This window comes from Chamaesiphon polymorphus CCALA 037, assembly GCF_003003845.1.
Taxonomy (GTDB): domain Bacteria; phylum Cyanobacteriota; class Cyanobacteriia; order Cyanobacteriales; family Chamaesiphonaceae; genus Chamaesiphon; species Chamaesiphon polymorphus.
The window spans coordinates 1-12,705 of the sequence record NZ_PVWO01000129.1 but is presented as its reverse complement, the minus strand read 5'-3'; the positions used below and the strand labels follow the sequence as shown (position 1 = coordinate 12,705).

The 12,705-nt window shown below is 45.0% G+C and carries 12 protein-coding genes; 4 read left to right on the top strand and 8 right to left on the bottom strand.

Features of this window, described 5'->3' with window-relative positions:
• Positions 1-87 precede the first annotated feature (87 nt).
• From ispD to thyD, 3 genes are all read left to right on the top strand, one after another.
• Complete coding sequence (gene ispD, locus C7B77_RS12105) at positions 88-768, top strand: 2-C-methyl-D-erythritol 4-phosphate cytidylyltransferase (protein ID WP_106304695.1); 681 nt, start codon at positions 88-90, stop codon at positions 766-768.
• A 184-nt stretch (positions 769-952) separates the two neighbouring features.
• Positions 953-1,552 (top strand): neutral zinc metallopeptidase, encoded by a 600-nt coding sequence (locus tag C7B77_RS12095; protein WP_106304689.1) that lies wholly within the window; start codon positions 953-955, stop codon positions 1,550-1,552.
• A 57-nt stretch (positions 1,553-1,609) separates the two neighbouring features.
• Positions 1,610-2,518: a thylakoid membrane protein ThyD gene (gene thyD / locus C7B77_RS12090; RefSeq protein ID WP_106304686.1), complete on the top strand. Its 909-nt coding sequence runs from the start codon at positions 1,610-1,612 to the stop codon at positions 2,516-2,518.
• Between the two features lie 151 nt (positions 2,519-2,669).
• Here thyD and C7B77_RS12085 read toward each other — a convergent pair whose 3' ends face one another.
• From C7B77_RS12085 to C7B77_RS12050, 8 genes are all read right to left on the bottom strand, one after another.
• A complete protein-coding gene (locus C7B77_RS12085) occupies positions 2,670-3,071 on the bottom strand; it encodes a type II toxin-antitoxin system PemK/MazF family toxin (RefSeq protein ID WP_181243830.1) in 402 nt (133 codons plus the stop codon).
• The gene (locus C7B77_RS12080) at positions 3,029-3,271 is read right to left on the bottom strand and encodes a ribbon-helix-helix domain-containing protein (RefSeq protein WP_106304681.1); all 243 of its coding nucleotides are present in this window, start codon (positions 3,269-3,271) and stop codon (positions 3,029-3,031) included. The genes C7B77_RS12085 and C7B77_RS12080 overlap by 43 nt, the downstream gene beginning before the upstream one ends.
• A 66-nt stretch (positions 3,272-3,337) precedes the next feature.
• A complete protein-coding gene (locus tag C7B77_RS12075; protein WP_106304678.1) occupies positions 3,338-4,999 on the bottom strand; it encodes an NAD+ synthase in 1,662 nt (553 codons plus the stop codon).
• A gap of 150 nt (positions 5,000-5,149) precedes the next feature.
• Positions 5,150-5,710: a hypothetical protein gene (locus tag C7B77_RS12070; protein WP_106304675.1), complete on the bottom strand. Its 561-nt coding sequence runs from the start codon at positions 5,708-5,710 to the stop codon at positions 5,150-5,152.
• A 39-nt stretch (positions 5,711-5,749) separates the two neighbouring features.
• Positions 5,750-6,199 (bottom strand): hypothetical protein, encoded by a 450-nt coding sequence (locus C7B77_RS12065; RefSeq protein WP_146138287.1) that lies wholly within the window; start codon positions 6,197-6,199, stop codon positions 5,750-5,752.
• 83 nt (positions 6,200-6,282) lie between these two features.
• Complete coding sequence (locus tag C7B77_RS12060) at positions 6,283-7,017, bottom strand: NUDIX hydrolase (protein WP_106304669.1); 735 nt, start codon at positions 7,015-7,017, stop codon at positions 6,283-6,285.
• Positions 6,986-7,588 (bottom strand): nicotinate-nucleotide adenylyltransferase, encoded by a 603-nt coding sequence (locus C7B77_RS12055; RefSeq protein WP_106304666.1) that lies wholly within the window; start codon positions 7,586-7,588, stop codon positions 6,986-6,988. The genes C7B77_RS12060 and C7B77_RS12055 overlap by 32 nt, the downstream gene beginning before the upstream one ends.
• A gap of 123 nt (positions 7,589-7,711) precedes the next feature.
• On the bottom strand, positions 7,712-9,085 hold the full coding sequence (locus C7B77_RS12050; protein ID WP_219892122.1) for a nicotinate phosphoribosyltransferase: 1,374 nt from the start codon (positions 9,083-9,085) through the stop codon (positions 7,712-7,714).
• Between the two features lie 978 nt (positions 9,086-10,063).
• Here C7B77_RS12050 and C7B77_RS12045 point away from each other — a divergent pair.
• Positions 10,064-12,478 (top strand): ribonuclease R family protein, encoded by a 2,415-nt coding sequence (locus tag C7B77_RS12045; RefSeq protein WP_106304660.1) that lies wholly within the window; start codon positions 10,064-10,066, stop codon positions 12,476-12,478.
• The last annotated feature ends 227 nt before the right edge of the window (positions 12,479-12,705 follow it).

Sequence of the window (12,705 nt, the reverse complement as noted above, 5' to 3'; positions counted from 1 at the left end):
AGAGAATAGAGAACGCAGTTCTAAAGCCTAAAGCCTAAAGCCTAAAGCCTAAAGCCTAAAGCCTAAAGCCTACCCTCTACCCCCTATATGCACTTATTAATTCCCGCCGCTGGCATGGGTAAACGGATGGGGAGCGATCGCAATAAGCTCCTAATTACCCTACTTGGCAAGCCTTTACTCGCTTGGACGTTAATTGCTGCCGAAAATGCAGCATCGATTAGCTGGATTGGCATTATCGGACAGCCAGAAGATCGATCCGATCTCGAAAATATTCTCAGCAACATATTTATCTCCAAACCCGTCCAATTTATCCAAGGTGGCTCGACGAGGCAAGAATCCGTTTATAACGGCTTGCAGGGCTTGCCAGATGCAGCAGAGCGAGTATTAATTCACGATGGAGCCAGATGCCTAGCGACACCAGATTTACTCGATCGATGTGCCGCCATCCTTGCCACCTGTCCGGGATTAATTGCCGCCGTTACCGTAAAAGATACAATTAAAGTTGTAGATAATACGGGCATCGTTGTCGATACCCCCGACAGATCCAATCTGTGGGCAGCTCAAACGCCCCAAGGATTTGAGGTCAAACTGCTCAAAGCCTGTCACGACAAAGGACGCGATCTCGGCTGGGAAGTAACTGACGACGCCGCATTATTTGAAAAATGCAGTCTCCCCGTCACCATCGTCCCTGGCGAAGAAACCAACCTCAAAATCACCACTCCAGTCGATCTCGCGATCGCGGAATTTATTCTTAAGAGTAGGGAATAGTGGATAGTGAATAGTGGATAGTGGGTAGTGAATAGACACTGGAGTAAGCGGTTACCCATTACCCATTACCCATTACCCATTACCCATTACCCCTTACCCATTACCCATTACCCATTACCCATTACCCCTTACCCATCCACTCATCCACCCATCCACCCATCCACTCATCCACCCCTACACCCATATGAACCTGGGGAAATTCCTCACTCGCGTTAGCCTTGCCTTTGTTATCACGATTGCCACTCACGCGCCACTCCATGCAAACCAACTTGGGCCAGAAGTGGTTCTCAAAGCTGTATATTTGGGATTGCGGCAAGTGGATACGACCCGATCGAATCCGAAAGTGAGATGGAATGTGCCTAATGGTGTCTCTAGTCCCTGCGGACGGATCGGTGGCAGTCTCTACTGTACCCGTAACAATACGATTTATATTACCCAGCAACATATTCAGATGGCTTATAAATATGGGGATGCGGCATTAGCTTACATCCTCGCCCATGAATATGCCCATGCAGCACAAACAGTCGGCGGATTTAGACCGAGTAATATTACCGCGATCGAACTCCAAGCCGACTGCATGGCGGGTTATTATATGGGTGCGATGCCAAATGTGACTTTCGATCGCCAGGATATCGAGGAAATTGCTGAAATCGCCTATCAAGTTGGCGATTACGAATTTAATAATCGCCAACATCACGGTACGCCCGAACAGCGCGCTAAAGCAGTGCTTCTGGGCTTTCAGGCATCCCAAAAGAATGGGATCGCAGCTTGTCGGGTGCGGTAGAAAATCTCAGGTATAAGTGCGAAAATCAAGGAGAATAATTATTAATGTAAATACAGCATGAAGATTGCGATCGCGGGAGCTACTGGATTTGTAGGCAGTCGGTTAGTCGAACTCCTCCAAGCACAGGGACATCAAATTGTCGTGCTGACTCGGAGTCCCCAGCAGGCAAGTAACCGCTTTCCCCAAGCGCAGGTAGTCGGCTATAGTCCCCTCAAATCGGGGGCGTGGCAAGAGTCGATCTCTGGCTGCGATGCTGTGGTTAATTTAGCAGGAGAACCGATCGCCGAAAAACGCTGGACGCCAGAGCAAAAACGCACGATTCTAGAAAGTCGGCAAATTGGGACTCAAAAAATCGTCGAAGCAATTGCCGCCGCCAGCGTCAAACCTTCTGTCCTCGTGAGTGCCTCTGCGATCGGCTATTATGGCACCAGCGAAACTGATAAATTTAACGAAAATAGTCCAGCGGGAACGGATTTTTTGGCCGAAGTATGCACCAAGTGGGAAGCAGCCGCTCAAGCGGTAACTGCTAGTGGCACCCGATTAGTTATCGCCCGCTTGGGAATAGTTTTGGGCGAAAATGGTGGCGCGCTTGGCAAGATGTTAGCACCATTTAGTGCTTTTGTCGGCGGCCCGATCGGTAGTGGCAAGCAGTGGTTTTCGTGGATACACCGCGATGATGTCGTCAAGTTGATAATTCAAGCTATCAACGACACTCAAATGCAGGGCGTCTACAATGCCACCGCACCCAACCCTGTCACGATGGCAGGTTTCGCCCAGACATTAGGCACCGTCATGAATCGCCCCTCCTGGTTGCCCGTCCCCAATTTTGCCCTCGAAGCCATGTTAGGCGAAGGCGCGATCGTCGTTTTGCAAGGACAGCAAGTCGTCCCTACCCACACGCTAGGGCAAGGCTTTGAGTTTCAATATCCCACGCTCCAACCAGCTCTTAAAGCGATTTTAGGTTAGAAATAGATATCTTCAAGAACCCCGACTTCTCTCAAAGTCGGGGTTCTGTGCGTTTTGAAGAGGCTTTTTGAATGAAGATATAGCAGGGTAGAGACTTATTGCACCTACCTACTTAGGAATGCAGATATGTATATTATTAAATCCTCATTCCTTAGTTAAAAAGATCCTCTACATCTTCCAATTCATTATCCACAGAATCTAGTTCTAAATAAGATCGTAAAATCGATTGAACTTGACGTACTTTATCGATATTCAATAATCCTAAATGCTTCACCAACCGCCGTTTATCAAAAGTCGTGGGATCGATACAAACAATAAAGCTATCGGTATTTAAGCCATTACTCGAATCCGGTTCGAGCGGGACAACCACAGGTAGCAGTCTACTATCTGGAACACTAGATGTAATGGGTAGCACAGTTACCTTGCGTCGCTGGTTAAATAGAGTACCAGAAACAATAATCGCCGGACGAGTTTTGCGAATTTCAGTACCAATGGAAGGGTCAAAGTTAACTAACCAAATACTTCCCAATCGGTAATTGCTGCTTGTTGCCATTCCTCGTCCTCTATCGATGTCTGTTCGTCTAAAGCCAAGCACGCCGAGAGCATTGCTTGTTTTTGCTGTTTTCTCTGCCAAGCTGACAGCAAAGATTCAATTAATTGGCTACGGTTATCTACTCGTTCATCGATATACCGCACTAGTTCGTTGGGCAATGAAATGGATATTTTCACGCTATATTGTTTAATGCTACTCATAATGCTACCTAATATACGACCAATAGAAACGTTCTGTCAATAACTTTCTTATTTACAAGCGAGCTGCTAACGTAACGCTGACGCGATCGGCATCCGCCAGCCAGTACCGAAGGCGCGATCGGTGATTTTCAAACCTGGGGGAGCTTGACGGCGTTTGAATTCGGCAATTTTTACCAGTCTAGTTATTTTAGCGACTACTTGTGGATCGTAACCGCGATCGATAATTTGTTGAGCCGATTGATGTTCGCAGACGATCGCGTCTAAAATAGCATCTAATATTTCATAAGGTGGTAGAGAATCTTGGTCTACTTGTCCTGGTTTGAGTTCGGCACTGGGGGGTTTAGTAATAATATTAATTGGGATAATTTCTCGTTCTCGATTCAACCATTTACAGATCGAAAATACCCGCATTTTAGGTACGTCGGCGATAACTGCTAAACCACCATTCATATCGCCATAAAGCGTACAGTAACCGACAGCCATCTCGGATTTATTACCAGTCGAGAGTAGTAGATATCCAAATTTATTGGACATCGACATCAGTAATGTACCGCGAATTCGCGACTGGATATTCTCTTCAGCCAGTCCAAATTCTGTCCCTTTAAACTGCGACTCTAACGTTCGATCGAATCCCTGCATTAAGTCGCCGATGGGGATAGTTTCTGTCTTAATTCCTAAATTAGCAGCTAAGGCAAGTGCATCGGTGACTGAGTGTGACGAGCTATAAGTCGAAGGCATCAATACGCCTAAAACGTTATCGGCTCCGAGAGCTTCAGCGGCAATTGCGGCGACTAGTGCCGAATCGATACCGCCGCTCAATCCTAATATTGCTTTTTGAAAACCACATTTGTGAATATAGTCGCGAACGCCTAATACTAATGCTTGCCAAATTTCAGCATCGGCACAATCTGGTTGGGGTTGAATTGTAGCTGTTTTTAAATCTTGTTTAGATTTATCGAATTCGACGATAATTAAGTCTCGATCGAACGATTTACCCCGACAGACTAATTCTCCCGATCGATCGAACCCCAAGCTACAACCATCAAAAATCAGATCGTCATTGGCACCAATTTGATTGACATATAATACCGCTCGATCGTACTTAATTGCAGCATGTTTGAGCATTGCCGATCGAATATTCTGTTTGCCCACACTATATGGTGATGCCGACAAATTGATCGATAGATCGATATCCAGTTTGGCTAATTCCGCGATCGGGTTGACTAGATAACTGCGTTTGCCCCAAAATTCTTCATCATTCCAGAGATCTTCGCAAACTGTCACCCCAATCTTAATGCCATCTAAGATGAAGTAATTTGCCTCGCTGCCGGGTGTGAAATAACGATTTTCGTCAAACACATCATAAGTCGGTAACAGTCGCTTGTGGAAGATATTTTGGACTTTACCAGCAACCAAGATCGCAATACTATTAAATAAGGGTTTACCACCTGTAATAATAGCATCGGGATTGGCGGTAGCTAGTCCGATCGATACATATAATTCTGGCGGCAAATCGCGGGCAAGTTGTTGCAGTTCTCGCTCCATATCCGCGATAAAATTAGCATTTAGCAATAAATCTCGCGGTGGATAGCCACACAAGGAAAGTTCTGGTGTGAGTAGGAGATTTACACCTTGGGTAGCTACCTGTTGGGCAGTTTTTAAAATCTGTTGGGCGTTACCTTTTAAGTCGCCGACGGTAGGATTGAGTTGGGCTAGGGCTATTTTCATAATGTTTATTTTTTAACCGCAGAGACACAGAGGACGCAGAGATAGTAATATTTTTAGATCTGTAGGAGCGGGTTTAGGCAACTGATAACGACGGCACTAGAGATATAGAACAAACCCGCTCTCTGGAAGTCTATAAATTCGTTTAGGACATTAAAGAATCGGCACCTGTCGATCGATAGTATTTTTTATATGGTCTATCTGTTCGCTATTTAGATTTTCAACTATAATCCAACATGGATAACCATCGGCAAATCCAAAAATTAATTTTTCATTAATCGAAGCCCGATCTGCCGTTCTGGTTTCATCTAAAATTATTACTACCGATCGCTCGACGATGAGTAATTTAACTGCACCTTCGATCTCAATATATTGTTTTTTAACCCATAATTTTATATCGAATACAGGTAATCCTAGTACAGTACGGTCGGGAACGAGTGGTAGATTTCCGACATCCCATTTAGATATCTGTACGAGGTTAATTGATGTCAACATCCCAGTCTGTGTAGACATACCCAATTCGAGTAATGAATCGCGATCGCAATAATTGAGATAAATTTCTTCACACTCGCGATCGATATCGTCTAACACCAATGAATATTTAGAAAAATAACCAATGCGATCTGCCTGTCGATCGAATCTCTCGACTTGCAATGACAATGGAATATCTCGATCGATATATAAATTTAATTTTAACGTATTAGTAACGAACATATTTATAGTTATAGATACTGGAAAAGGATATTTAGTTTGTTAATACATAATTTGTTCGACTTGCGTTATGTGAGAGATTTCATTTTTTAAATGAGTTATTTGCTCGTCAGTTAAATTATCGACTAATAGCCAACATGGATAACCATCGGAGATAGCGAATTTTAGATTTTCGCTCCAGAGGACTTTTTTGGCTTTTAGATTTTTATCTATAATTAACAAAACTGCATTAGTATCGATGAAAACTAAATCAACTGGATTATTAATATCTTTGCATCTATCTCCTTTCCACAGAGCTAGATCGAATAGTGGTAATCCCTTTTCGATCTCGTCTGGGAGCAATGGCATTTGACCAACAGAGTAGTTAGCTGCTATGACAAGCGTAATCGATACTAGCATCCCATTTTCACGAGATATTCCTAATTCAAGGAGCGAGTGGCTATCGCCACATCTAAGATAATAATTTCCATATTCATAGCCTTCTATTTTCAATGATAAAGGAATATACAGCTCACAGATAAAGTCTAACTTCAATATACTTACTACATACATTCCGATCTAACAATAAGTGGATTTTATACAAACAATAAAGGCTTATCTTTCAATGGCGCGAACGCAACTGGATCGAAGCGATACAAACTAGCCGGACGTCCGCTACCGCGAGAGGACTTGATACCTGTATCTTCGAGAAACTTGAGCTTAATTAAGCGATTGCGAAAATTCGAGTAGTCGGAGAAATGCTCGCCTAGAACTGTGGTGTATAATTGATAAATATCGCTGAGTGTAAATAGTTCTGGCAACACATCAAAGGCGATCGGGCTGTACTCCAATTTATTGCGAAGGCGTTGATGTCCGTATTCGATAATTTGGCGATGATCGAAGGCGAGATCGGGTAATTTGTCGATCGGATACCAAGCAATTCCCCCAACGCCTGTGGCGATTAGTTCGGCGGCTTCGTATCTAACTAAGGCAAAATAACTGACAGATAAATATCGCACGTCATAACGATCGGCGGCTTCGCGCGGATCGCGTCCGGGGCCACCAAAAGTATATAATTGTTCGAGATATAAATTATCGACTTTGATTTTTTCGGCTAAGATTCGATCGGCAGCAGTTTCTAATGTTTCGCCATTTCTGACTAGGGTACCAGGCAAACACCAATAGCCCAAATAGGGTTCGTCATGGCGCATGACTAATAATATTAATAAGCGATTTTGTTGAGTGTCGATCGAGAAGATGGCATTGTCTACACCGACTTTAAAATCAGCCAGTGTCTGTTTACTTGAGTTTCGCTCTGTCACGGGAGTCATCGATTAGAGAATATAAGTGATGTTGCTGAATATAGTTCGCTACTTGTGGCGATACGCCTTGAGTAGTGTGATTATTCCGAATTGCAGATGAAGAAATAATGGGTGTCGATAATGGTGCGATTTCAAATTTTGCGCCTAAATCTGTGAGTCTTTGAAGATCGATTTGCTCGATGCTATTTCCGGTACGTGGTACGATTAAAAGCTTGACTTGATTTAGTAGCTCGCTAGCTTGATACCACCGTGGCAATTGGGGAATTAAATCGGCACCAACTGTCAAAATAAATTCAGCACCTACCCAAATCTTTTGAGCGATAATTAGACTTTCGATCGTCCGCTTGCTACTTAATTTGCGATACACTCGAACGTGTTGGCTCAGTGGTGGCTCGATCTCTTGAATTAATAACTCTAGCATCTGCGATCGCTGTTCTAGAGTCGCTCCATGTGCTTTAAATGGGTTATCTGCTGCCCAAATTGCTACTCGCTCGAATTGTTGCGATGCCAACCATCGAATGATATCTTGATGTGCGATCGTCGGCGGATCGGCACTGGTTCCAAATAAGGCGACTTTCATCTAAATTAGTGAATAGTGAATAGTGGATAGTGGATAGTGAATAGGAATTAGATAGTAGGGTGTGTTATCGCGACAGCGTAACGCACCAACGCTGATATAATGCACCGAAGTCAATCGACTATGTTAACTTGGAGTCATCAAACTTTGAGTTATTTCTGCTAGTGCTGGTGAAATATTAACTGGTGCAGTGCCTGTATAATTAATATCTCTAATTTCTCTGGACAAACTAGCAACATTAGCGTCGGTATGTTCCCTAATTGCTGGTAAAGAGTCGTCAGATTTCAAGCGTTCTCCTTCGCTCATCACTAGTTGTAATAGTCCGGTGCCTTCATTAGCTAAACCTAATATATCTTCAGTAAACTGTCCATCCCGAACTTGTCTAAAAATCTGTTTTCTACCTGGATATGTCATTTTCTCTGGAGATTTTTTCATCGTAGGCAGATTTTCGATTTCTACTAGTTTGTAGACTCCATTGACGGGACTGCCTGTAACTAACTTAGTTCCCAAACCATAACCAGAGATTGGGGCATTTGCCGATCGCAATTTGGCAATTTCCCATTCATCCAAATCGCCACTAGCAAAAATTTCGACATTTGGTAAAATAGAATTAACTTGCTTAGATAAAGCAATCAAATCTCCAGAGTCTAAGCGAATTCCCGATAGCTCGATTTCTCCTGCTGCTACTCGTGTAGCTAAACCTGTTGCTGCTGCGATCGGATCGTAAGTATCGATAAGTAATGGTGCGCCAGGAAAATATCGATCGAAAGCCGTAAATGCCGCCTGCTCGCTACCTTCAAGTGCGCCGATTGCCATAACTAACGAATGTGCCATCGTACCGCTGGGTTGATACCCCAATTTTAGAGCAGCCAAAACGTTGGAAGTAGTATCCAATCCCCCAGCAATTGCCGCTCGTGCCGCCCAGATTGACGCCTGCGGGCTAAAAGCCCGCCTAGTACCGAATTCGAGCAAAGTAGCATCTGCACCTGCGACATCCCGAATTCTGGCTGCTCTGGTGGCAATCAGGGTTTGGTAGTTGATGGTATTGAGTAGGTAAGTTTCGACGAGCTGTGCTTGCCATAATGGGGCTTCAATTCGCAGAATCGGTTCGTTTGCAAAGACAGCCGTACCTTCGGGTACAGCCCACACATCGCCAGTAAATTTGGCGGTGGCGAGTAGTTCCCAAAATCTGTCGGGGGCGTTTTTAAAAACCCCAGTGGCTTGAAGTGCGGCAATGTGGGTGGAGCTAAACTGCAAGCTTTCGAGATATTCCAAGGCTTGAGCTAAACCCATGGCGATCAGATAGCCAAAGCCTTTTGGTAATTTTCGCACAAACAACTCGAAACTAGCTGCCGATCGCTCGATCGATTCGCCGACATAACAAGCGGTCATCGTGAGTTGATACAGGTCGGTCAATAAGCCGCAACCCCCTATGGATAAGGATGATATCGACTGTGATAGCACTCGATCTCGGTCGGTTTGGACGGTGGTTAGATTCATTGAATTCATTCAAAATAGCTTTACTATATTATGGTGGTAATTACCATAATCTGTCAAGCGACTCGGCATTGGAGATGTACAGCAGGCACAAATTGAAATTAACAAAGATGAATTAAAGGAGAGATAAGTGTTTTAATCCAAAATTTCTGAGCAGCATCGTCGCTCGCCGACACATCGATCGAAGTTAGCATTCGATCCCGCTTCCCAAAATCGTGATTTCTCAGACCCGTTCGATCGAAATGGTATTAGAAATGACATTCGGGGGTAATATTATAGAGATAAGCATTAATTACGGCCATCGCTGCCAGTGATGATGTTACTGACTTTAGCAACCACCATCAAACAATTGTGCGATCGACTTACTCGATCTCTCGAAGATGGAGGAGCAAAAAGAGTGTAACCAACACTGATATTGATGAGAGCGCAGAAGCTCGAAATTTGACGAGTCCAAACGATGCACAAAATAACTGCAACCTCTGAGTAGAGTTACAGCAAAAATAGTCAATATCGTGTCAGGAATCGGCTGTATTATCAAGTTTCGCGTTGCGATGCCAAGCGTATGTTGAAGAAACTTGCGTGCGACTTTATCTGCTGTCGCATCTCCACGAGCAAATTTTCTGAGGTTTTCACACTTAGAAATGCGGAAACGCTTCGCTGGAGTGGCAATCGAAGCTCTTATTATCGGGGCGATGCCAATGCTTCGGACTAAAAATTTACAGGTCGATCGTTAGTTAGCAATAATTATTTAGATATCGATCTTTGAGTTGGAAGTTGCGCTCGATCCTAGTCGGCGATCCCGGTCTAGTCGAATGTTTGGCAATATGTAGTAAATCGAAATCCATTGGTCTAACAACCACAGCCATCTGTCAAGTATAACCAGCCCACATCCCGATCGTTTACTATTGCTAAAATTGTCATTAAGAGAACCTTTGCCTAGTATGTCGTAAATTAGCAGTACTACAAATTTAATAAATGAATATGTCCCTGGGTGGAGGTAAATTAAACTATATGGAATTTTCGATCGCCACGCTGCTGTCGCATGTTAGTTCTGAGAAGTTAGTTACCCCAAAAATATTAGAAAAGAAATTAGGTTGTGAAACCCCGTCGAGTGTCGAGCAATTGGATCTGGCGTTAGATTTGCTCGAAAAAATTGGCATCTTGACAAAAGAAAAGGGGAAATATCGGCGCGAAGTAACAGACCAAATTGTGGAGGCAAAACTCCGCTGTTCGAGTAAGGGTTTTTGCTTTGCTATCCAGGATGAGGAGAGCGCGGATGATATTTACATTCGCGAAAGTCACCTCAGCAATGCCTGGAATGGCGATCGCGTCTTGATTGAGGTCATCAAAGAAGGGACGCGACGGCGCAGTCCCGAAGGCTCTGTCAAGCTAATTTTAGAACGCGCCAATCCTTCAGTTTTGGCCAAAGTCAAACGGTTGGAAACAGGCGACTATCGAGCGATTCCCTTGGACGATCGATTGTTATTTGAGTTGGCAGTGACCAATAATGGGGATAGTCCCAATAACGGACACGAGCGGATCGATCTCGATGAAATTCTCGATTATCTCGTCCACGTTGATGTGTTGCGTCATGCCATCGGTCAAGAATTACCGATCGGTAAAGTGGCTAGAGTACTAGGTACCACAGCCGAATCGGCAGCAGATATCGATATCGTGACTTGCAAACACGATCTGCACCAGACATTTACCGCAGCAGTCGAAACTGCGGCGGCGAATATTGCTAGAGGATTTAAAGATCCGATCGCCGATAAACGCGTAGATCTGACCCATTTACCGACAATTGCCGTCAGCGCGCTATCCGCACCTACCGATAGCGCATTGACGATCGAACATTTAGATGGTGAGATCTGGCGATTGGGCGTCCATATTGCCGACATTGCTAGCTATATTACCGCCGACGACAGACTCGATCGCGAAGCCAGAAAGCGCGGCACGGCAGTATTTTTAGGCGAAAATACCATCCCCTTATTACCTGCTGCCGTCCATCAGACGTGTGGCTTCGTCCCTGGAGCCGAACGACTGGCAATTTCGGTATTTTTATCCCTCAACGAGCGCGGTGAATCGATCGAATTTAATATTCAGCCGAGCCGCATCAGATTGGATTGGTTGCTCGATCCCAACCAGATTGCCACAGTATTGGCAGACGAAGCCACCGAAATCGAACCTCAAACTGTTGAAATCATCAAACCGATCTGGAACGTCATCGCCCCAGCTTTCAGAGCGCAGCGGCGATCTAGGGGCGGTCTGGAAGTAGATCTGATCCAAAAGCAAGCCCCCTTTGCCGATGAAGGACGATTGGGAGTCATCTTCCTCGACGATCCACAATCCCTGCTCACTGATGTGATGGTAATGGCCAACTATGCGATCGCCGTCCATCTCCAAGCTCTCCAGGTACCAGGGATTTATGCCGTCCAACACAATCCCGAACTAGTCGAAGTCAACGATACGATCAAGCTCGCGATCAATCTGGGCTTAAATTTTGAAGGTGAAGTCGAAACCGAAGTCAGCGTCGCCGATTTACAACGTCTGAGCCTGCAATTCCCCCAATCGCCAGTGCCGCAGGTACTCAACTATCTATTTAAGTCCCTGCTCAAAACCACCGTATATAGTACCAGCCCCGGTACCCACTTTGGACTGGCGATCGAAAATGGATATACCCACGCAGTCTCGCCACTACATCGCTATCCCGATATCGTAGTCCAGCGCGTACTGCACGAAATCTTTGCCAACGGACGCGATCGCAAAACCTCCCGCGCCAAAGAAATAGTCAATTTAGGTAGCACTACCTGTCACGGCCAAATTACTTGGAACGTGCTCACGCCAACGGTTCAACAAGAACTAGAGACGCAAATTGCAGGCACGATCGCCCATCTCAACGATCGCACTAAAATCGCCCAAGATGCCGAAAACGATCTCGCGGGGTTACAAAAAGCCGAAAAGATGAAAGCGCGGACTGGCGACATCTTCCAAGGCTTAATTACAGGCGTCCAATCTTACGGGTTCTTCGTCGAAATCGAAGACTCGCTCGTCGAAGGCTTAGTCCACGTCAGCTCGCTCAAAGATGACTGGTACGAATTTCGCCCCCGCTATGCTTGCCTAGTCGGACGCAAAAATCGCACCTCATATCGTTTGGGCGATCGCGTCGAAGTCCAAGTCAAGAGTGTAGACTATTATCGCCAGCAAATCGATCTAGTCACCGTCACCAGCATGATGTCTGAAGCCGCCACCGAGTCACTCACTGACGAGTCGGCAGAAGCTGAAGTTGAATCGACGCAATTAGAATTATTACCAACAAACATGGAGGAAATAGCTGAAATAGAAGAAACAGAAGAAACAGAAGAAATAGAAGAATTTGAACCCTTCAGTGAGGAGTAGATCTCTGTGCGGTCTTGTCGATCGCTAATTTCGCGAACTACTCTCGATCGATGTTTGTAAATCTAATATCTCCACCATAAAGGTCTACGGTGTGTACACAAGTACAAGTCCGCTAGACTTCGTTTTCGGTTGGTTTACCCCCCCAACCCCCCTTATAAAGCGGATGCAACCACGCGGAGGGAACCTCCGCATGTGTTGCAACAAGCAGGGGGGCTTTTGCTCCCTCC